This is a genomic window from Pseudomonas sp. LBUM1673 (assembly GCF_059695645.1).
This window is the reverse complement of sequence record NZ_CP166780.1, coordinates 3,229,587-3,251,603: the sequence shown is the minus strand read 5'-3', so window position 1 is coordinate 3,251,603 and position 22,017 is coordinate 3,229,587. Positions and strand designations below refer to the sequence as shown.

Sequence of the window (22,017 nt, the reverse complement as noted above, 5' to 3'; positions counted from 1 at the left end):
TGTGGCACCGCCCCGAGCAGGCGTGAGCTCAGTTCAAGACTCGTGCCAGTGCCGCGTCGAGAATCTGCAACGCTTCATCGACCTGCGCTTCGGTGGTCACCAGCGGGGCAAGGAAGCGCAATACGTTGCGGTACACACCGCACTTGATCACCAGCAAGCCACCGGCCCGGGCTTCGTCGATCAACCGTTGGTTGAGGTCAGCATCCGGGGTGCGCGCCTCGTCATCCTTGATCAGCTCGATCGCCAGCATGAAGCCGCTGCCGCGCACATCGCCGATACGCGGGAAGCGGGCCTGCAAGCGCAACAGTCCCTGACGTAGACGTTCGCCCAGCGCTACGCCACGGGCCAGCAACTGCTCTTGCTCGTAGGCCTCGATCACCGCCAGCGCCGCCACGCACGACAGCGCGTTACCGCCGTAAGTACCGCCGAGGCCGCCGGGTAACGGCGCGTCCATGATCTCGGCCTTGCCCACCACACCGGACAGCGGCAAGCCACCGGCCAGGCTCTTGGCCACGGTGACCAGGTCCGGCTGGATGCCGGCGTGCTGGAAACCGAACCATTGGCCGGTGCGCCCGAAACCGGTCTGGATTTCATCGAGGATCAGCACAATCCCATGCTTTTCCGTCAGGGCACGCAGGGCCTGAAGAAACTCTGTCGGTGCCGAGAGAAAACCGCCATCACCCTGCACCGGCTCGATGATGATTGCCGCGACCCGCTCAGGCGCCACCTGGGTGGCCAACAATTCGTCCAGCGCCTTGAGCGCCATGTCGCTAGTGACGCCGCGATAAGCATTCGGATACGGGGTGTGGAAGACCTCCGGTGCGAACGGCCCGAAGTTCTGTTTATACGGCTGGCTCATGCCGGTCAGTGTGGTGCCGAGCAAGGTCCGGCCGTGGAACCCGCCGCGAAAGGCGATCACCGCCGAACGGTTGGTGTGGGCACGGGCGATCTTCACCGCGTTTTCCACCGCTTCGGCGCCGGAGGTGAAGAACGCCGCTTTATAAGATTCCTGACCGCCGATCATTTCGCACAGGCGCTGGGCCAGGTCGAGATAAGGCTTGTACGCCACCACCTGGAAGCAGGCATGGGAAACCTTTTGCAACTGCGCCTGCACCGCCGCGACCACCTTCGGGTGGTTGTGGCCGATGTTCAACACGCCGATGCCGCCGACAAAATCCAGGTAGCGCTTGCCGTCCACGTCCCACAACTCTGAACCTTGGGCCCGATCGATCACCAACGGATGCGCGGTGACCAGGCCACGTGGCACGAATCGATCACGCTGACGGAGCAAATGAGGGGTTTCGTCGACTTTGCTATTCATGGCATTTCCCATCGTGAGTCCGGCAACCGGGAAGTGGTTGCGATGGCGTTCAGGTTAAGGCTTGCGCGAAACGAACTACGCCGAACTTGCCCCCTGAGAAATTCGGATCGACTGTTTTCACCCCGCCAAACGGCAGATTCCTTCAGCCCGCCGATTCTGCCGGTCCATGGCCGATACAACGTCACACAATGCGTTAAACCCGGTATTTTCGACAGATCCTGCGTTGGCGTTGCGCGATGATGGGCAGCACCTTCATCTTTCAGGAAATGCCCATGGCCCTGCTGTATAAAGCTGACCCTGTGCGCGGCGAACAGTGGAAAGCCCTGTTCGCCGAACACGCCCCGGATATCGAATGGCGCACCTGGCCGGACATCGGCGACCCGAAGGACATTCAGTACCTGGCCGCGTGGCAGGCACCCGACGATCTCGAGGTGGTGCTGCCCAATCTGCAGGTGCTGTTTGCCCTGTCCGCCGGCGTCGATCAGCTCGACCTCGGTCGCCTGCCGGCAAGCTTGCCAGTGGTGCGCCTGCTGGACCCTGGCATCACCCGTGGCATGTGCGAATACGCCAGTTTCGCCGTGCTCAGCCTGCATCGGGACATGCTGCGCTATCGCCAGCAACAAATGGCCCGATGCTGGCAAGCGCACTTGCTGCAACCGGCCGCCAGGCGTCGGGTCGGGGTCATGGGGCTCGGCGCTCAGGCACAGCAGATTCTGGCAACCTTGCAGCCGCTGGGTTTTGCCTTGTCAGGCTGGGCGCGCAGTGCCCATCAAATTCCGGGTGTCGATTGCTATGCCGGCAACCAGCAGCTGCCAACGTTCCTCAGCCGGTGCGACATTCTGTTGTGTGTATTGCCGCTGACCGAACAGACCCAGGGCATTCTTGATCGCAGGCTGTTTGAGCAACTGCCCCGAGGCGCGGCGCTGATCAACATGGGCCGTGGCGGGCATCTGATAGAAAATGATCTGCTTAAGGCGTTGGACAGCGGGCATTTGAGCGGCGCGGTCCTTGATGTGCTGCAACAGGAACCGGCACCGGTGGATCATCCGTTCTGGCACCACCCACAGATTCTGCTGACACCGCACATCGCGGCGATGACCCAGCCAGAAAGCGCATTCGGGGTGTTGCTGGAGAACATTCGTCGACATCAACGGGGTGAGCCGATGCTCGGTGAGATCGATCGCACGCAGGGTTATTGATCGCCCATGCCGTATGTGGCGAGCGAGCTTGCTCGCGTTGGGCGGCGTAGCGGCCCCAAAAATCTGACAACCATTGCCGATTTTTGTGAGTGCTGCGCACTCAAGCGGGAGCAAGCTCCCTCGCCACAAAGGCACTCGTTATGCTCAGTGAGTTCCCGGAAAACTGTTATCACAGGAGAAGGACTGCCCTCCTTGCCGGATCAGTCGTTCCTGCATCCGCTGGCAACGCTCCCGTTCCTGCTGCATCGAACGATCGATGCTGATATTGCCGGTCTTCTCCGGTTGTTTGTCGTCGCCCAGGCGCACTGTCATCCAGGGCTGTTCCGGCTGGAGCTGGAAGCGGCTTTTTTCTTCGCTGGGCTTGGCGGTTTCGGTCACTGCCGGTTCCGGCAGTTGATCGGAGGTGACCCCGTATCGGGTCAGAATCGAGCTCTGAGGCAGTTCTGCGGCGGCGGTTGCCGATAAAAAGGCCAGCGCCAGACCGAAGGTGTACCTCTTGCTATTACTCACGTTGCAAAGTCTCCTGTACTCAATGGCGGCATGCAGCGCCGGCGTCATAGGGATAACGCGTGTATGGGCTGATGCTTTAGTGCCAGTTCCTGATGATGCAGGTATTGGAGTCCGGGAGTGAACGGTGAGTCACTGAATTACCGCGTTATCGTTCATCGCGAGCAGGCTCGCTCCCACAGGGATTTTGTGAACAATGAAAATCCAATGTGGGAGCGAGCCTGCTCGCGATAGGGCCCTGACAGGCGCCCATCACCCTCAGGCGATCACAATCCCCCCACTGGACAAACTGTCCAGCCCCACACCCACCAAAGTCACCGAATCACTGCCGAACGTCAGCAGCGTATCCTGCCCAACCGCCGTGGCATGGGCCCGATAATCATCGTTTGGCGCAACACCCTGAACCCCGAGAAACACCAGTTTGTCGTTGGCTTGATAGCCCACCACCCGGTCCTGGCCAAACGCGCCACTGAACAGGAAGGTATCCACCCCGCCACCCGACTCCATCAAGTCACTACCCGCGCCGCCGACAAACACGTCGTTGCCGGTACTGCCGATCAAATGGTCGTTGCCATCCAGGCCAAACAGCCAGTCGCCCGTTGCGTGTGCCTTGATCGTGTCAGCCCCGGCCGTGCCCTTCACGCTTGAGGCGTACTGGGTCAGGTTGCTGCCGACCGCCAGGCCATTGGCGGTGACGCTGTGGGTCACGTCATCCTTGAACACCCCCCACAGAAACCCCGGCTCCTTGGTGACGATGCTGCCGATGTCGCGGGTGATGCTGATGCCGCCATTGGCGTCGCGCACGTACAGGTTGCCGGCACCGTCATTGGCGAAGACGAAGTTCTTCACCGACTGCTGCAGGTCCAGCATGTTGCTGCCCTTGCCGCCCAACAGGATGTTATAGCCGCCACCATCGCGGAAGGTGTCGTTACCGTCGCGGCCTTCCAGATAGTCGTTGCCCTTGCCGCCCTGGATCAGGTCATTGCCGTCGCTGCCGATGATGAAGGTGCTGCCTTTGTGGGTTTCGGCGTTGCGGTTCAAATCCTGGACCCAGGTGTTGCTGCGCGCCGGGTCCGAGAGGTTGGCGACGATGATGGTCGAGTCTTTGCTGGTCAGGTCGTAGAACTGCGACTCCAGCACCCGGGTCATGCCGTCGCCGTAACCGGTGGGCAAGTGGGAGATCCAGGTAGGGATGTTGAGGATGGAAAACGGCAGCACGTTCCACGCCGTCGAGGCGTAGTGATCGTTGAAGCTGACGATGTTATCGGTCGCCGATGCCTTGGCGGCGTCGTGCACGCCCACCGACGACAGGTTGAACGACGAGCCATCAAGCGCGCGGAACACCGGGTCGTTTTCATAACCGATGTTCAGCACTTTATCGCTGCTGCTTTGGGTCGGCGAGGCGTAGGCGATGTAGTTGGAATCCTGGTAGAACCCGGACCACTTTTCATTGCTCAAGTCCGCCAGGCTGTTGACCGCCAACCCGCCGAGACTGTGGCCGCTGACCAGCACGTCCTTGCCCGACAGCCCGTTGGCCTGGGCAAATGCTGCAACGTCACCGAGCAAATTGCCAAAGGCTTCGCCCGCGTAGTTTTTTGCGTAATCCTTGGGCCCTAACGCTGCCATCAGATCGTTGATCACGTCGCCGATGGAGTCGCCGATCTGGATTTCTCGCGGGCCGCTGGTGCCGCGAAAGGCGATGCCGATTTCCGTGAGATGGCCCTGGGCGTCGTACTTGCCGAGGATTTCCACTTGGGCGCTGGTGTAACCGGCCTTCTCGCCGAAGAAGGTTCCGCGAGCGTCGGTCTTGCCGTCATAGCCCAGTTGCGCGGCGGTGATCGGCGTCCAGCCAGCTTTTTGCACGGCGTCGAGCGCGGCCTTTTCCGAGTCGGGGTTCCAGGGAATGCCGGGAATGACGCCCTGGGAATCGGTACCGCCGATCAGTGCGGTAACCAGGGTTGCCGGCAAGCCCAGGCCGAAGCCGTTTTGCTGGTAACCGGTGGCGAAACCGTTGTCGAGGTTGTGATAGGAATACAGCGTGATCGCCATGGCGTCGTTGAACAACGCCTTGGAGTCTGCTGTGCCGAAGTTCTTGTAGTCATACACACCCATTGGTATTGCCTCTCTCTTTGTTGGAATTGTCAGAGATAGCTCACAGCCAGGACGCCTCAATCACGAGGCGCCCCGGAGCATTTAGTGCATGCAGCCTTTACGCAAACGTAATTCCCGAAGCCGAGAGATTATCCAGACCCACGCCGACCAGCGTTACGGCGTAATCGCCAATCTTGAGCACCGTGTCGTTGCCGGCCTGGGTCGCGTGCTGAGCGTAGTCATAACCCTGCCCCGCGCCCTGGACGCCCAGGAACACCAGTTTGTCGCTGCCCTGATAGCCGTTGATGGCGTCGAAGCCGAAGGCACCGCTGAACAGAAAGGTGTTGTTGCCACCCCAGGCATGCATCACGTCATTGCCCGCGCCACCGACGAAGGTCACATGGCTTTTGTCGCTGCGCAGCAGATCGTCGCCGGCGTGGCCGAACAGCCAGTCACCGTCGACGCTGGCCATCAGCGTATTGCCGTAGGCATCGCCGTTGAGCGAGTGGTTGTAATGGGTCAGTTCCGTGCCATTGAGCAAGCCATTGGCGGTGACGTTGTAGGTCACCTCCTTGCTGCCCCACCAAGAGCCCGACTCCTTGCTCACCAGCGCGCCGATGTCGTGGGTCATGCTGATGCCACCGTAGGCGTCGCGCACGTACAGCGTGCCGTCGCCGTCATTGGCAACGCTGAAGTTCTGCAACGGTTTCTGCAGCTCGAAGGTGTTGCTGCCCTTGCCGCCCAGCAGGAGGTTGTAGCCACCGTCATCGCGGAACCGGTCGTTACCATCACGACCTTCGATGAAGTCATTGCCCGCGCCGCCCTTGAGCCAGTCATTGCTGTCGGTGCCGATGATGAACGTGCTGCCGGTGTGGGGCTCGCCGCTGCGGCCCAGGTCCTCGACCCACGTGGTGCCTCGGGACGATTCCGACAGGTTGGACACAATCAGCGTCGAGTCCTTGTCAGTGAGGTCGTAGAAGCGCGAGTCGATCACCCGGTTCAAGCCGTCGGCATAGCCCAGCGAACCGTGGGCCGACCAGTTCAACGGGTTGAGGATGCTGAACGGCACCAGGTTCTGCGCGGTGGAGGCGTACTGGTCATTGAAGTTGACGATGTTGTTGGTCGCCGAATCCTGATGACCGTCGTGCTTGCCCAGCGAGCCACTGCTGAAGGTGGTGCCGTCGAGCACTCGAAACACCGGGTCGTTCTCGTAGCCGATGTTCAACACGTTGTTGCCGGTGGCGCTCTGAGTTGGCGAGGCGAAGGCGATGTAGTTGGCGTCCTTGAAAAAACCGCCCCAGTTATTGCCGCTCAACTCCGCGAGGCTGTTGACCCCCAACCCGCCGAGGCTATGCCCGCTGACCAGCACGTCCTTGGCACTCAAGCCGTGGGCGATGGCAAACGCAGCGACATCCTTGAGCAACGTATCGAAGGCGTTTTTCGCGTAGTTCGTCGCGTAATCCACCGGGCCGACCGCGGCCAGCAGGTTGTTTTTCATGTCGCCTAAGGTGTCGCTGTACCCCAGGCCACCGGTGCCACGGAAGGCGATACCGATGCCGATCAGCTTCCCTGCCCCGTCGTATTTACCGAGGATTTCGGCTTCGGCGCTGGTGAAGCCGTCCTTCTCGCCATAGAAAGTGCCTTGAGCGCCGACGTTGCCCTGATAGCCCAACGCTGCCGCGCCAATCGGCGCCCAAGCGGTCGCCGGCAGTGGCTGGCCGGTCGGCGTGTACGCGTAGAGCGTCAGCGCGATCGCGTCGGAGTACAGCGCCTTGCCGGCCTCACTGCCGGCATTTTTGTAATCAAACAGTCCCATGTTCTTGCTTCCTTAGCGTCAAATCAGAACTGCCAGTCCAGGGTCAGGCCCACACCGTGGTCTTTTTCCCGGGAGCCGAGCAGCCCGTTGTAATCCAGGTTCAAACGGGTATCGCGGCCCAGCGCCAATCCGGCACGGGCACCGACCACCGCGGCATTGCGGTCCATGGACACGCTTTGCACGCTGAACGCGGTGTTGCCGTTGACGAAGGCCAGGTGGTCCTCGGAACGGGTGTTGCTCAGGTTGTGCTGCCAACCGAGCGTGCCGGACAGTTCCAGCTGTTGCTGGTCGGCCAGCACAATGGCTTTGCTCGCCCGCAGGCCGAGGGTTGAGAGCACCGCGTCGCGGTTGTTTTCGCCGCCCTTGAGTGCGGCGGCGTCACCTTTTTCGCTGAAGCTTTCAGTGTTCAGGTGCACGTAAGCCAGATTGACGAACGGCTCCAGAGCGATCGGTTGCAGGTCCAGGCGATACGCCGCTTCGGTGAACAGTTGCGCGGTAGTCGCATCGCGTTTGGATTTCTGCTTGCCGCTGACGTCACCGAATTGCAGGTCACGTTTGCCGTCGATGCGATGCCAGCTGTAAGCGCCGCCGACGCTCAGGCGCAGCGCGTCGATTTCATGGCCCAGATAGGCACCCAAGTGGTAGCTGTCGACTGACGCCGACGAATGCGTGCCATCGCCCATGCTCAGCGAACTGTCGCTATAGCCGGTGACGAAACCCAGTCGCGTATCTTCAGTGATCAAGCCATCGACACCGGCCAGCAGCCCACCAATGGAGCTGTTGGAGCTGGCGTTGTCATGCCCGCCATCGCTCTTGCCCCAGGCGCCGAGCACTTTGAGCCAGGCGTTGCTGCGGTCATCGGTCGGTGCCGCCGCGTCGAACAGATCGTGCTCGCGCAGGCGCTCGCCGACCGCATCGCGCAGGTAACGGCTGTCGTTGATCAGCAGCGTGCCGATCGCCGGATGAATCTCACCGGACAGTTGCTGGAACGCTTGTTGCGCGACAGCAGCGGTCGGCGACAGCAGCAACGCTTCGTAGAGCGGATTGCCTGCGCCCAACTGCTCAGCGGCAGCGGCCACGGCGCGTTGGTTTGGGGTCTGGCCGGCGCTGGTGAACGACGTTGCGTTGCGCACGACGGCCAGTTGAATGCCGCCCGCCGAATAGTCGAGGGTGCCACCGAGGAACAGGTAGTCCGGCACCACCGCACCGAAGCGCCCTTCGATCCCGCCGGCCGCTTGCAGAATGTTGTACTGATTGCCGAGCAGGGTTTTCGCCTCGCCGGTGGTCAACAGCGTCGGGCTGTTTTCCAGAGACAGACTGACCGTTGCGCCTTCGATGACCGCTTTGCCGCTGGTGATGATCTGGTCGCTGCTGGTGGGCGACAGCTCTACGGCGTAGGTCGAGCCAGGCTCGAAGGTCACGTCGCCCGCCACCTGCAAGGTGCCGATGGAGTTGCCGGGCGCTACCGTGCCGCCGCTTTTCGCGGTCAGCGCCGCGATGCTGCCGTTACCGCCGAGGATGCCGCTATTGTTGACGGTGACAGCCGACAGCAGCGAACCATTGATGGCCAACCGGCCCTGATTGACCAGGGTCGGGCCGGCGTAGGTGTTCGCGCCAGTCAGCACCAGCGTACCGATGCCCTGCTTGGTCAGGCCGCCATGGCCGGAAATATCGTTGCGCCAGACGTCGAGCCCGCAGTGCACGTCATCGCACACCCGCTCGGTGGGTTTGCCGGCGTCGATGATCGCGCCGATACCCGGCAAGTCCGCGACAAACTGGCTGGAGCCGTAGGCCCCTTCGATACGGAACTCCTCGGGAATGTCCTGCTCGGTGACAAACATGGCCGGGCCATCGATGCCTTTGCGCAGGTTGATCATGCCCCAGCCATACAGTGCGTCGACGCCGGGTGCGCCAAGGTCGGTGGCGGTGGTGCGCAGCACGCTGGCGACTTGCGCGCCGGTCATGTACGGGAAGCGCTCCATCAACACCGCCATTGAGCCTGCAACGTGCGGCGCTGCCATGGAGGTGCCGTTGTAATTGGCGTAGCCGGTGGTCAGGTCATCGGCATTGGTGCCGCTGATGATCGAGCTGTAGATCCGGCTACCCGGTGCCGACACGCAGAAGCTTGCGGTGTAGCCGCAGCGCGATGAGAAGGTGCTGATGTTGTAGAGGTCGGGGCTGCTGGTGTCCGGGTTCTGTTGCAATGCGGCGACGGTCATCCAGTTCGGCGCGATCTCGGGGACGAAGTAACCGAGGCCGGCGATGGCGTCCGGGCTGTTGAGGTTGTAGTCGTTGCCTGCGGCGAAGATCGTCACGATGCCGCTGCGGGCCGCCGCGATGGCGCCGTCGTAGGCACCGCCGGGTTTGGTCCCCAGCAAGGTCTGGATCTCGTTGAACTGCAGTTGCGCGTCCTGCACGGTGAAGTGCGGATACGCCGGATCACGGCCTCCGAGGTCGAAGCGGTCGGTGATGCCGATGCCCCAGCTGTTGTTGATGATCCGCGCGCCGCTGGCGATCAAGGCGTCCCAACCGGCCTTGTACACCGCACCGTCGTTACCGCGAATGATGCCGTCTTCCGGGCCCGGGTCGCCGTTGTCGGCACTGATGATTTGCGCGCCAAAGGCGACGCCGTGCATCGGGCCGCCATCGCGACTGCCCGCGGCGATCCCGCCAACGTGAGTGCCGTGGGCTCCGAGTTTGCCGTTGGAGCCCACCGAGGGCGAACCGTCATAGAGAAAGGCATCCCCGGCTTTGACCGGAATGTACGGGTCGGTGTATTCGCGGATGCCGCTGGTGACCAGCGTGATCACCTTGTTGGCCCCGGAAAACTCCGGGTGCAAGGCGTACACCGGTTGGTCGAAGATCCCCAGTTTCACGCCTTGGCCGGTGTAACCGGCCGCATAGGCCTCCTGAGCGTTGATCGCCCCCAGGCCCCAGTCGGCGTTGAACTCTGTGCTGCGCCAACTGTTCGGATCACCCACCCTGCCGTTTTCCACGTAGGGCGCCGCGTGTGCGGTGCCCAGTGTGGCCAATGCGCAGAGCAAGGCAAGACTGTTGTATTGGTTATTCATCAAGCTACCGTCCTTAGTAGTGTTGCCAAAATCCCTGTGGCTCGAGGCCTGCCCAATCCTGTCAGTCAAGGCGCGCTCCCACAGGGATTGCGCCAAGTCCCCTCGCCTGCGTTAAAACTGCCAATTGAGACTGAGCCCGATTCCATGGCTCTTCGCGCTTTGTGGCGAGGGAGCTTGCTCCCGTTCGGTTGCGCAGCAACCGCCATTGGGCCTGCTTCGCAGTCCAGCGGGAGCAAGCTCCCTCGCCACAATGTTTTCTATGCGCTACCGAGCTTTCGGACCCTGGCCGAAGGCCTCATCTACCTTGGCAAGGTCCTGCTCGCTCAAGGTGCCGGCGTAGTAGTGCAATTTGGTCCAGGCCATCAAATAGTCGTAGCGCGCCTGGGCCAGATCCCGGCGGGTGGTAAACAGTTGCTGTTCGGCGTTGAGCGCATCGAGGTTGACCCGTTCGCCGCCCAAAATGCTTTGCCTGGTCGAGACCACCAGCGCTTCGGCCGAGGTCAGGGCCTTCTGATAAGCCCGCAACTTGTTGACCCCCGACAGGCAGGCACTGAACTGGCGGCGCAGCTGGATCAGGGTTTCCCGGGTCTTGCCGTCCAGCTCGTACTCGGCCTGTTCCATGGTGCGGCTGGCCTGCCGGGTCGAGGCCGAGACGCCGCCACCGGCGTACAGCGGCACGTTGACTTCGATGCCGATGGTGTTGGTGTCGTAGCGCTGGTTGTAGGTGTTGCCGCTTTCCGATTCGTTCTGGCGCACCGAGGCGTAGGCGCTGACTTTTGGCAGGTGGCCGGCGCGGTTGCGTTCGACCTCGTAGCGCGCCACTTCCACCGCCTGGCGCTGGGAGGCCAGGTTCGGGTTGTTGGCCACCGCCATCTCATGCCAAGTGTCGTAATTAGCCGGTTGCAGGGTGAAGGTCTGAAAGTTCTGATCCAGTGGCGTCAGGTCGCCAATGTCGATGGCCGGCACGCCAATCAGTGCGCCGAGCTCGCGCAGGGCCGCATCCTGTTCGTCACGCGCCTCGATTTCCTCGGCGGTGGCCAGTTCGTAACGTGACTCGGCTTCAAGGATATCGGTGCGCGTGCCCTCCCCTTGGCGGAACATTTGCTCGTTCTGTTGAAACTGCTGCTCGAAGGCTTTTTTCTTGGCCCGCGCGATGTCGATCTGGTCCTGAGCGAACAGCGCCTTGGTGTAGTTCTCCAGCACGCGAACCAGCAGTTCCTGGCTCTTGCCGCGAAAGTTTTCGTCAGCAAACAACGATTGCGCCACGCCTTTGCGATACGCCGCGTAGGCCTCGTAGTCGAGCAGCGGCTGTTGCAGGGTCAAGGTCGAACCGTAACTGCTGTAGTTGCGATCTTCACTCTGGCTGTTACCGCGGTCGTTCAGATTGGTGACCTTGGAGGCGTTACGCCCCTTGTTGTAGTTGTAACCCAGCCTCGGCAACAGCCCGGCGCGGCCGATGGCGCGGTTTTCAAGGCCAGCATCGCGCTCCTTGATGGCACCGAGGAACACCGGATCATTGCGTAACGCTTGCTCATAGATGTCGAACGGCCCCATGGCCATCGCGCTGTTGCACGCCAGCAACGTCAGGGTCGCCGCGAGCAGGGAAAACTTATTCATACAGCCGAACATCCTTATTCCTCGGTCAACGCGGAGCCTGCCCGGTCGAGCAGCGGTTTGAACAAATAGTTGAGTAGTGAACGTTCACCGGTGCGCACGAACATTTCTGCCGGCATGCCGGGCTTGATCACCAGGCCGTTGAGTTTTTCCATGGTCTGGTCGCTGACGCTGCTGCGCAGCACGTAATACGGCACACCGGTTTTCTCATCGACCATCTGGTCGGCGGAGATCAGGCTGACTTCGCCCGGCACTCGCGGGGTACGGTTCTGGTTGAATGCGGTGAACAGGATGTCCACCGGCAAGTGCGTGCCGACTTTGTCGATCAGGTTGATCGGCAGGTGCCCTTCCACCTCCAGAGTGGTGCCTTGCGGGACGATCTCCAGCAGGGTGTCGCCCTGACGCACCACCGCGCCTTCGGTGTGAACCCCAAGGTTGACGGCAATGCCGTCGGCGGTGGCGATGATCTCGCTGTGTTGCAGGTCGAAGCCGGCGGAAGTCAGTTGCTCTTCCAGGGTCACGCTTTTGAGCTGCGCCTCGGCCAGTTGGCTGCGCACTTCCTTCTGGTATTCCTCGTTGTGCTGCTGCAGCTTCAGCCGAGACTCGAGGATGCCCTGTTCCACCCGGCCGCTTTCGCCGGTGTTCTCTGCCAGCTGTTGCTGCACTTGCGACAGCTGCCGCTGGTAATCCATCAAGCGGTTGCGCGGGATGTAGCCGTTGTCTGCCAAGGGCTGAAGATTGCTCAGCTGTTGTTGCAGCGAACTGGCCTGGGCCGTCAGGTCGGTGCGCGCGCGGCGCATGCCGGCCAGCTGCGCGCTGGCGCCTTCGATGTTCGCGCGCAGGGCCGCTTGCTCCCGGGAAAAGGCTTCGCGACGGCTGCTGAACAATTGCCGTTGGCCTTCGAGCACCAGGGCCAGGCGCGGGTCAGGATCGTTGCTCAGTTCGGCGGGAAAATTCACCTGCTTGAGGTTGTCCCGTTCACTCTGCCAGCGCGCCAGGCTGGCCCACGCCATGCGGTATTGCGCTTGCAGCGATTGCACGTCGGCCGCGACCTGGGTCTGGTCGAGGCGAAACAGCGGCTGACCTTGCTTCACCACTTGCCCTTCGCGCACCAGAATCTGGCTGATCACGCCGCTGCTCATCGATTGCACGGCCTTGCGCTTGCCCGAGACCACCACGGTCCCTTGTACCGGAATGCCTTGGTCGAGCGGCGCGAGGCTCGCCCACGTGAAGAAACTGCCGGCGCCGACGATCGCCAGAATCCAGCCCATGCGCGCGAAGAATCGGGCGTCGCGTTCAGGGCGTTCGGCGATGTAGTCGTGTTCCATCGTCGCTTCGCTGTCGTCGTTCATGCGTGCGCTGCTCATACACCCGAATTCCTTGTCGTGGGCTGATACTGCCGGCTCATGCTGAGCCCGCTTGGTGCCGACGCAGCTTTTTCACGTGCCTGCTCCTGATTGGCCGACGGGTTGCCGGACTGATTGCCGGACAGCGCTTTGAGCACTTCCTGGCTTGGGCCGAAGGCTTGCAAGCGACCTTCGTTGAGCACCAGCAACTTGTCGGCCTGGGCCAGGGCGGAAGAACGATGGGTGACCAGAATCACGCTGGTACCCCGGGCCTTCATTTGCGCGATGGCGCCAGCCAATGCCGCTTCGCCAACGGTGTCGAGGTTGGAGTTCGGTTCATCCAGCACCACCAGGCTCGGATTGCCGTACAGCGCGCGAGCCAGGGCCACACGCTGCTTCTGGCCGCCGGACAAACCGCTGCCGTCCTCGCCAAGCACCGTGTCGTAGCCCTGGGGCATGCGCAGGATCAGTTCATGCACGCCGGCCTGTTGCGCGGCTTCGACGACTTGTTGCGGATCCGCCTCACGGAATCGGGCGATGTTTTCGGCGATGCTGCCGCTGAACAATTCGATGTCCTGGGGCAGATAGCCGATGTAAGGACCAAGGTCGTCGCGGTTCCAGCGATGAATGTCCGCGCCATCAAGGCGCACCGTGCCGCCCAACGTCGGCCAGACGCCGACCAGCACCCGGGCCAAGGTCGATTTACCCGAGCCGGAAGCCCCAAGCACGCCCAGCACTTCCCCGGCGCCCAGGTTGAAATTGACCATGTGCAAGGTCGCTGCCCGTTGCCCCGGCGGGCCGGCGCTGACTTGCTCAAACGTGATCTGGCCTTTCGGCGCCGGCAGCGCCATGGCCTCGTCACTCGGTGGAAAGGCTTGCAGCAAGGCGTCGAGACGGCGGTAAGCGAGTTTGGCGCCGCTCCACTGTTTCCACACGGCGATCAACTGATCGATGGGGCTCAGCACCCGGCCCATCAGGATGGAACCGGCGATCATCATGCCGGCGGTCATGTCACCCTTGATCACCAACAAGGCGCCCAGCCCCAGGACCAGGGATTGCAGGCACAGACGCAGGGTTTTGCTCAGGGAGCTGATGACCGCGCCAGTGTCGCTGGCCTGATTCTGCAAGCCGAGAAAACGCGAGTGCACCTGAAACCAGCGCTTGCGCAACGCGCCGAGCATGCCCATGGCCTGAATGGTTTCGGCGTTATGCAGGTGACTGGTGGCCAATTGGCTGGACTTCTGGGAAAACCCTGCGGCTTCACCCAAGGGCTTTTTGGTCATCGCCTCGTTGAGGCAGGCCAGCCCGATCAGCAGCACCGCGCCCGCGGTGGCCAATACGCCGAGCCAGACGTTGAACAGAAAGATCACGAACAGATAGACCGGAAACCACGGCGCATCGAAGAAGGCAAACAGCGCCGGGCCGGTAACGAATTGGCGAATATGGGTCAGGTCCCCCAGGGATTGCCCGGCGTTGCCCTCGCCTTTGAACAGGTTGCGCTCGAAAGCGGCTTGATACACCCGCAGGTTGAAGCGGCGCTCCAATTGGCTGCCGATACGGATGACGATGAAGCTGCGCACGATCTCCAGCAGACCGATGAAGGCAAAGAACCCGACCACCATCAACGACAACATCACCAGTGTGGTTTCGTTTTGCGAAGACAGCACCCGGTCATAGACCTGAAGCATATAAATCGACGGGACCAACATCAGCACGTTGATCAGTGCGGTAAAACACCCGACGCTGATTAGAATGCTTTTATAGTCGCCCAGTGCCTTGAATAATGGTGCGGTGGCCGGGCTCTTCGCCATCTTCATTGGTTTTTCCTGATGTATTAATCCTCGCCTGCTTGGCAAGGTTCCAATTAACTGTCCGCACACGGGTCGAGACATTCTTTTGCCGGTTATCGCTTACACATTGATAACAACTCTTTGTGATCCTTAAAGAGTTACAGTTATTAATGGGCTGCTTATAACCGTCATAACGAGTTTTATATCCAGCATCCGGTGTCGGCCCGGAGTTTTTCGCTTAATGCGCTTCGCGCTTGAGCGTAATGATCAGACCCGACTTCAAGGTGCTTTTATAAAGCCCCTCATGCTGTCGGCTGAAAAACACAATTCTTGAGCCTTCTTTACCGGTCACGGCAATGCCGTCCGGTTCCGGGAACCAGCCCATCGCCGGCGCATTCAGCCAGGCGCCGAGGCAGTCGGCCCCCTCGCCCAGGGTCTGGTCCGATTTAAGCTCGATCGTGCAAACGTTCGATGGTTTGTCCTGTAGCGCCTGGGACTCGGGCGAGTCTTGCGTGGCGTTCAAGGTGGCCTGCCATTTCCCCGCGAGTTCCGACGGGTCGGCTAATTTCAGACTGCGTGCCATGGCTACATCTCCAAGAAACATCATCAGCGTCGCCAACAGCCACGCGGTTGCTTTGTAGGTAAAAGCGTTCTGGATCATAGGGCGTTTTACTCTGGGGCGTAGACTCATAACACCTGCCATTCAAGGACAGAGCGCGGCGCGTCAAGCGCCGCCCTCCTTCTTGCCTTGGATCAGGCCGCGATGTCCGAGTACGCCGCCTGGCCAACGGTACTGACAAGGAAGTCAGCCACGCCATGCCCGGAGAAGTCCACCGACAACAAGCTGTTGCCGCCCGAAGTGGTTAGCACCGCATCGCCTGCCGCACCGGTGAACGAATTCACGAAGTGCAGGCCCGCGCCGTTGGTGATGCCGGTCAGGTCGATCTTGTCCAGGCCACTGACAAAATCGAGGATCTGGTCGACGGCACCCGGCTTGGAGTCGCTGCTGGCGGCGAACACGAAGGTGTCCGAACCCGAGCCGCCCCACAGTTTGTCTGCACCGCCCGCGCCGTAGAGGATGTCGTTGCCGGCACCGCCCTTCAGCTCGTTGGACACGCCGTTACCGATCAGCAGGTCGCTACCCGAACCGCCAATCGCGTTCTCGACGGTGACACCCTTGGCGATGGACACGTTACCCACCAAGCCGCCAACGTCGGAAAACGAGGCGTCATTGAGGTTGATCTTCTGGTTTTGGGTAAAACCGGAGAAGTCCAGGGTGTCCTTGCCGCCCGCATCCCAGACCGAAAACACAACCTTGTCTGACGACGAAGAGGCGCTCAGGAAGTCGCGACCGGCGTTGGAGTTGAAACCGTAGGTGGTGTCACCGGTACGAGTGGTGGTATTGGCACCGTAGAGTTTTTGGATGGCGGCGATATCGTCCATCAACGGGCCGGAGGAATAGGCTTCCACACCGCCCTTGCTGAAGTTCTGGTCGGTATTGCTTTCACTCCAGTAACTCATGACGCTGTAGCCGCGGGTGTCTTCCCCGTAAGTCGCGTCATTGTAGGTTGGCGCGCCTTCACCGGCGTTGTAGTCGCCTGGGTGAGCCAGGCCCAGAGAGTGACCGATCTCGTGAGTCAGGGTCTGACGGCCGTAGTTGTTCAGGCCCGGCGTCTTGTTGACGTTGTAGCCACTGCCCGTCAGATACCAGGAAGTACCGTCATAACCTGCACCCGTGCCAGGCAGATAGGCGAATGCCGCCGCGCCATCCTGCCCGCCGCTGTAGTTGCCGAAGGTCATGTGACCATCGCCACCAGAGGTTTTATCGGTGAAGGTGACGTTGGCCACGTCGGCCCAGGATTGCATGGCGAGCACGGCCTGGGCTTTCTGTTGCGCACTGAACTGACTGAACCCGGTAATGCCGTGTTTGTTCATGGTGCTCGACGAGGCCGAGGTCAGGAACGTGTAGGTGAGTTCGATTTTGCCGCTGCCGTCCTTGTCCTGGTAAGCAGCGCCGTCGCGCAGCAGCTGGGTAGCGGCCTCGTCGACGGAGAAGGAGGGTTTGCCATTGACCGTGAGATTGCCGCCCCGGTCATACTGATGGCTGAAACTATTGATCTGGTTGTAGGCGGAACTGGGTGCAGCCAATGCTTGCGATGGCGCAAAGGCTTGTTCGGCAAGATCAATAGCGTTGTCTTTTACTTTCGACATAAACACACTTCCTTGTTTAGCAATGGAACAGTTTTGTCCGATACGACAATCTCTGGCGAGATCGTCCTATCACTCGCCCAATGAAGGCGAAAGAAAACTGACACAATTCGAAATCAAACGTCTACATTTTTTTTGACGTCAAATTGAGTTGCTCCGGCGAACTCCCGGAAACAGTGCACATGCTGTCGAAATATTGTTTTTAGTTCAGAGGCTCAGCGGGATTGTCTGACAATTTGCTATTTAAATATTAAATGGGCGTAAGTTGGTTTTTTGTTGAGGGCGCCTCACTTTCCCGGACTTTTTAATATAAGTGCCAGTGCATTGCTATCACTTTCAATTTTTATTGAGCGGGTCGAATTTTACAACTGCTGCGCAGCCGAACGCAGGCTGCGCCAGCTGCTACAAAAAATCGTGGCGAACCGGGGATCTGTAGCAGCTGCCGAAGGCTGCGTTCGGCTGCGCAGCAGTCGTAAAATCACAGCCAACACGCATCCCACAATGGATAATCATGAACACGTGCAACCAGTCCCGCTCGAATGGGATTGGCAACGACATATCGAGCAAGAGCTTTCACGTCCTCCTCCCGCCGAACCGCTCGATCCTGATAGCCCTTCTGCCACAAACGCCCGCTTCGCCCTAGCGCCTGATTAACCGCCAGACTGCTACGGGATTTGATTCGACACATCAGCTCGGCCAACGTCTTATCCTGAAGTTGTACCAAACAGTGCATATGATCTGGCATCACCACCCAAGTCAAAAAATCTGCCCAACGCTCCTCCTGTGCCTGATGCAATTGCCGAGCAACCAATCCCCCCAACCGCCAATCGGTAAAAATCGGCTGCCTATCATGAACGACGGCTGTTAACACGTAGATGCGTCCAGGTTCCGAACAACGCCCAATGCGCAGATGACCCGCTTTCGAACAGACAGGCATTCCATTGCCTCCTTGTCTACCGACAGAAGGCATGGAATCCAAACTGTTGCAGCCAGCCCAACGGGCGCCATTGGCTACAAAATATGACCGATTAGCTGCCCGTCCGAATCTTGTTCCACAGTTGCTGATGCTGGCCATGACATCGGGCCACATCAGAGCGTCATTGTTTAGTGCATGAAACCTTCCATGAAGCCCGCGACCCCGCTGGCCAGTTTGCACCGCCAGGGCGTGGTGAACGGGTTGGCCAGAGTCTGGTCTTCGTGGACGAAGCTGCGGATGATTGCGTTGTAGCCCAGCCAGCGGCAGGGCTCCGGTTCCCAAGCCTTGAGCGCATCGAGACCGCCCTGAGGAATGACCCACGGCTGGCGGACCAACTCGGTATCGCGCTCAAGAATCAGGTCGGCCAGGGTCCGACCGCCGAGGTTGCTGGCGCCGACGCCCTCCCCGCCATAACCGCCAGACAAGGCGAAAGCGCCATGACACCCTCCAGATCCCGGTGCTTCCAGCGCAGGTGGTAACGCATGACCGTCTCGCCCGTGGCCTGGGTTTGCAACGGACCATCATCATCGGCGTGCACAAAGGACTCGACGAGAAAAGCCGAACTTGCCGAAGTTCTGCCTGGGCTTCAATGACCAATGGAATGCCCTCACGATGCTGGCCTTTCGCCGAAAAATCGCTATCTCGTGATCTGTATCAAAAAAAATGAACCAATTGCTAAACGGACTGAAAAATTCCACATGATTTTCACATCTGGATGCTACTTTTAAAGACAGTCACCGGTTGAGCCATTGAAGGCTCTTCCCTCCTAACATGAGCTAAAGGAAGCGCTCGATGAAGAAGGCGGGCAACACATGAATCAAGGGTCTTTCAGCAAAGTCACTTTTCCAAATGCCTGCCAGCTGATGCGCTGGCATTTTCATCCCATGGGTTTCGAAGCGACCATGGACGCTCCGGGCAGTATGGTTGCCCGGCTGTTCGACCGCGCCAGTGGCGAAACCATGATCGCCATTGCTGGCATTCCTTGTGCAACGGTCATGAATGCCGCCGATGTAGAACGGATAATCGAAGCGGTGGAGGATGAGCTGGAAGCGTTCATTCCGCCGGAGGCGCTCAGGAGTTATGCCTGACGGTCATCACTCGACAAAACCTGTGGGAGCGGGATGTGGCGAGGGGGCTTGCCCCCGTTGGGTCGCGTAGCGGCCCCAAAAAACCACCGCGACTCTCCAGGCAAAACGCATCTACCGGTTTTGCGACTGCTTCGCAGCCGAACGGGGGCAAGCCCCCTCGCCACACAAGCCCGCTTCCCACATGGAGTGCGCTTAACCCATCAGCAACAGGGCCTGGGCCAGATCGGTACGCAGGTCTTCGACATCCTCAACCCCCACTGATAAACGCACCAGCGCATCGCCGATGCCGAGTTGTGCCCGGGTTTCGACGGGGATGCTGGCGTGGGTCATGATTGCCGGGTGCTCGATCAGGCTTTCCACCCCACCCAGGCTCTCGGCCAGGGCAAAGATCCGCACACTCTCGAGAAAGCGCTTGGCGCCAGCCAGATCGCTGTTCAGGTCCATGGAAATCATCCCGCCGAACCCACGCATCTGCCGCCGCGCCAGTTCGTGCTGCGGGTGCGATGGCAGGCCCGGATAGTAAACGCGCGCCACCTGCGGCTGACGCTCTAGCCATTGCGCCAGCTCCAGCGCGTTGCTGCAATGGCGTTCCATGCGCAGCGCCAGGGTCTTCACCCCGCGCAACGTGAGGAACGCGTCGAACGGCCCGGCGATAGCCCCCACCGCGTTCTGCAAAAAGCCCAGGCGCTCGGCCAGCTCGACGTTCTGCCCAACCACCGCGATGCCGCCAATCACGTCGGAGTGGCCGTTCAGGTACTTGGTCGTCGAGTGCAGCACGATATCGAAGCCCAACTCCAGCGGGCGCTGTATCCACGGGCTGGCGAAGGTGTTGTCGGCCACGCAGATGATGCCTCGCTCGCGACAGGTGCGCGCGACGGCGGCGAGGTCAGTGAGGCTCAGCAAAGGATTGCTCGGCGTCTCGACCCAGACCATCCGCGTGTCGTCCTGCAGCGCCGCTTCGAAGGCTGCCAGGTCAGTCAGATCGACGAAACTGAAGCGATGCCCGGCGCTACGCCGGCGTACTCGCTCGAACAGTCGGAAAGTGCCGCCGTACAGGTCATTGCCAGAAACGATGTGTGCGCCAGCATCAAGCAGTTCGAGCACGGTAGCGATTGCCGCCAACCCGGAAGCGAAGGCGAAAGCCTGGGTGCCGCCCTCAAGGTCCGCCACGCAACGTTCCAACGCAAAGCGCGTCGGATTGTGCGAACGCCCGTAGTCAAAGCCCTTGTGCACGCCGGGGCTCTGCTGCGCATAGGTGGAGTTGGCGTAAATCGGCGGCATCAGCGCCCCGGTGGAAGGGTCCGGCACCTGGCCGGCATGGATCACACGGGTGGCGAAGCCGCGTGGCGCGGCAGTTTCATCGTGTTGACTCATGCGAGGGATCTCCGCAAGTGATTGAGCATGTCGACGCGGGTAATCAGGCCATGAAAACCCGAGGTGTCGGCGATGATCGCCACCAGCCCGCGGTCGAGCACCGCCTCCAGTTCAGCCAGGCTGGCGCCGGGAGGCAGCGTTTGCAGCTTGTCGGTCATTGCACTGGACACCGTCAGGCGATAGTGCGAAGCGTCCTGGTGCACGCCAAGCAGAATATCGGACTCGTCGATCACGCCGACCAGCCGCTCTCCATCCACCAGCACCGGCAGTTGCGACACATCCGCCAGGCGCATGCGCTGGAAGGCAGTGAGCAGCGTGTCGTCCGGGCCCACGCTGATCACCCGGCCATCCTCGAAGCGCCGCGCGATCAGGTCGCGCAGATCGCCGTAGCGCTTGCGCGCAAGCAGGCCCTGATCGTTCATCCACTGGTCGTTGTAGATCTTCGACAGATAGCGGGTGCCGGTGTCGCAAACGAAACTGACCACCCGCTTCGGCTCGGTTTGCTCGCGGCAGTAACGCAATGCCGCCGCCAGCAAGGTGCCGGTCGAAGAACCGCCGAGAATGCCTTCGGCCCGCAGCAGTTGGCGGGCATGATCGAAGCTTTCCTCGTCGCTGATCGAGTAGGCCTTACGCACGCTGGAAAGGTCGGCAATCGACGGGATGAAGTCTTCGCCGATGCCTTCCACCGCCCAGGAACCGGGCATGCCGAGGGTGCCGCTACGGCTGTATTCGGCCATTACCGAGCCGACCGGATCGGCCAGCACCATTTCCAGGTTCGGCTGTACGCGGCGAAAGAAGCGGGTAAGCCCGGTCAGGGTGCCGGCCGAACCGACACCGACGACGATGGCGTCCAGATCATGCTGGGTCTGCGCCCAGATCTCCGGCGCGGTGCTGCACTCGTGGGCCAGCGGGTTGGCCGGGTTGTTGAACTGATCGGCGAAGAAGGCATCGGGAATTTCCTGCGTCAGCCGTGCAGCGACATCCTGGTAATACTCGGGATGGCCCTTGCCGACGTCGGAACGGGTGATGTGCACCTCGGCGCCCATCGCCTTGAGGTGCAGGACCTTTTCGGTAGACATCTTGTCCGGCACCACCAACACCACTCGGTAACCCTTGGCACGGCCGACCAGGGCCAGGCCCAGACCGGTGTTGCCGGCAGTGGCCTCGACGATGGTACCGCCGGGGCACAGGCGGCCGTCGCGCTCGGCGGCATCGATCATTGCTAGGCCGATGCGATCCTTGATCGAACCGCCGGGGTTCTGCGATTCGAGTTTGAGGAATAGCGTACACGGGCCGGTATCGAAACGGCTGACGCGCACCAGCGGCGTATTGCCGATCAATTCGAGCACGGCGGGACGGGAGTCATTCGGCATGTCGTCACCTCGTTGCGGGTATCCGCACTGGATGGACAGCGACCTGCGGCGAGCCGTCGCGCGCCAGTCGCAAGCAAAGTCTCGCTTGGACCATAGGCCGGGAATGCGCCCCCCGCAACTTTTCGTAGCCCGTCGGTAGCGGCATATTCTTCAGCCATGCCTACCTTTGTGGCGAGCGAGCTTGCTCGCGTTGGGCTGCGTAGCAGCCCCAAAAATCTGACAACAGTCGCCGATATTTATGAG

The 22,017-nt window shown here is 60.9% G+C and carries 15 protein-coding genes and 2 pseudogenes; 2 read left to right on the top strand and 15 right to left on the bottom strand.

Going from position 1 to position 22,017, the window contains the following annotated elements; genetic code table 11:
• Positions 1 to 28: 28 nt before the first annotated feature.
• A complete protein-coding gene (gene gabT, locus ACA044_RS14950; protein ID WP_497447035.1) occupies positions 29 to 1,321 on the bottom strand; it encodes a 4-aminobutyrate--2-oxoglutarate transaminase in 1,293 nt (430 codons plus the stop codon).
• Positions 1,322 to 1,593: 272 nt separating this feature from the next.
• Here gabT and ACA044_RS14945 point away from each other — a divergent pair, with 272 nt between their 5' ends.
• On the top strand, positions 1,594 to 2,520 hold the full coding sequence (locus ACA044_RS14945; protein ID WP_497447034.1) for a 2-hydroxyacid dehydrogenase: 927 nt from the start codon (positions 1,594 to 1,596) through the stop codon (positions 2,518 to 2,520).
• A gap of 144 nt (positions 2,521 to 2,664) precedes the next feature.
• Here the strand turns inward: ACA044_RS14945 and ACA044_RS14940 are convergent, their stop codons facing one another.
• From ACA044_RS14940 to ACA044_RS14885, 12 genes and pseudogenes are all read right to left on the bottom strand, one after another.
• Positions 2,665 to 3,030, bottom strand: coding sequence for a hypothetical protein (locus ACA044_RS14940; RefSeq protein ID WP_497447033.1), 366 nt, complete (start codon positions 3,028 to 3,030; stop codon positions 2,665 to 2,667).
• A 255-nt stretch (positions 3,031 to 3,285) separates the two neighbouring features.
• Positions 3,286 to 5,139 carry a polyurethane esterase gene (locus ACA044_RS14935; protein WP_497447032.1) on the bottom strand — a complete coding sequence of 618 codons (1,854 nt, stop codon included), beginning with the start codon at positions 5,137 to 5,139 and terminating at the stop codon, positions 3,286 to 3,288.
• Between the two features lie 97 nt (positions 5,140 to 5,236).
• Positions 5,237 to 6,934, bottom strand: coding sequence for a polyurethane esterase (locus tag ACA044_RS14930; RefSeq protein WP_497447031.1), 1,698 nt, complete (start codon positions 6,932 to 6,934; stop codon positions 5,237 to 5,239).
• A gap of 23 nt (positions 6,935 to 6,957) precedes the next feature.
• Positions 6,958 to 10,005, bottom strand: a complete 3,048-nt coding sequence (locus tag ACA044_RS14925; protein WP_497447030.1) for an autotransporter domain-containing protein — start codon at positions 10,003 to 10,005, stop codon at positions 6,958 to 6,960.
• Positions 10,006 to 10,269: 264 nt separating this feature from the next.
• Complete coding sequence (locus ACA044_RS14920) at positions 10,270 to 11,634, bottom strand: TolC family outer membrane protein (protein WP_497447029.1); 1,365 nt, start codon at positions 11,632 to 11,634, stop codon at positions 10,270 to 10,272.
• Positions 11,635 to 11,636: 2 nt separating this feature from the next.
• Positions 11,637 to 12,986 (bottom strand): HlyD family type I secretion periplasmic adaptor subunit, encoded by a 1,350-nt coding sequence (locus tag ACA044_RS14915; RefSeq protein WP_497447028.1) that lies wholly within the window; start codon positions 12,984 to 12,986, stop codon positions 11,637 to 11,639.
• Positions 12,983 to 14,782 (bottom strand): type I secretion system permease/ATPase, encoded by a 1,800-nt coding sequence (locus tag ACA044_RS14910; protein WP_497447027.1) that lies wholly within the window; start codon positions 14,780 to 14,782, stop codon positions 12,983 to 12,985. The genes ACA044_RS14915 and ACA044_RS14910 overlap by 4 nt, the downstream gene beginning before the upstream one ends.
• 211 nt (positions 14,783 to 14,993) lie before the next feature.
• Positions 14,994 to 15,416, bottom strand: a complete 423-nt coding sequence (locus ACA044_RS14905; RefSeq protein WP_497447026.1) for an AprI/Inh family metalloprotease inhibitor — start codon at positions 15,414 to 15,416, stop codon at positions 14,994 to 14,996.
• Positions 15,417 to 15,508: 92 nt separating this feature from the next.
• A complete protein-coding gene (locus tag ACA044_RS14900) occupies positions 15,509 to 16,966 on the bottom strand; it encodes a serralysin family metalloprotease (RefSeq protein WP_497447025.1) in 1,458 nt (485 codons plus the stop codon).
• Positions 16,967 to 17,441: 475 nt separating this feature from the next.
• Positions 17,442 to 17,900, bottom strand: a complete 459-nt coding sequence (locus tag ACA044_RS14895) for an REP-associated tyrosine transposase (RefSeq protein ID WP_497447024.1) — start codon at positions 17,898 to 17,900, stop codon at positions 17,442 to 17,444.
• 167 nt (positions 17,901 to 18,067) lie between these two features.
• Positions 18,068 to 18,367, bottom strand: a pseudogene (locus tag ACA044_RS14890) (FAD-dependent oxidoreductase); the annotation flags it as partial.
• A gap of 2 nt (positions 18,368 to 18,369) precedes the next feature.
• A pseudogene (locus ACA044_RS14885) lies at positions 18,370 to 18,477 on the bottom strand (DUF4440 domain-containing protein); the annotation flags it as partial.
• Between the two features lie 274 nt (positions 18,478 to 18,751).
• Here ACA044_RS14885 and ACA044_RS14880 point away from each other — a divergent pair.
• A complete protein-coding gene (locus ACA044_RS14880) occupies positions 18,752 to 19,027 on the top strand; it encodes a DUF1652 domain-containing protein (protein ID WP_490133199.1) in 276 nt (91 codons plus the stop codon).
• 192 nt (positions 19,028 to 19,219) lie between these two features.
• Here ACA044_RS14880 and ACA044_RS14875 read toward each other — a convergent pair whose 3' ends face one another.
• Together ACA044_RS14875 and ACA044_RS14870 are read right to left on the bottom strand one after the other, a co-directional pair.
• Positions 19,220 to 20,401, bottom strand: coding sequence for a cystathionine gamma-synthase (locus tag ACA044_RS14875; protein ID WP_497447023.1), 1,182 nt, complete (start codon positions 20,399 to 20,401; stop codon positions 19,220 to 19,222).
• Complete coding sequence (locus tag ACA044_RS14870; protein ID WP_497447022.1) at positions 20,398 to 21,774, bottom strand: pyridoxal-phosphate dependent enzyme; 1,377 nt, start codon at positions 21,772 to 21,774, stop codon at positions 20,398 to 20,400. Before ACA044_RS14870 ends, ACA044_RS14875 begins: the two co-directional genes overlap by 4 nt.
• Between the last annotated feature and the right edge of the window lie 243 nt (positions 21,775 to 22,017).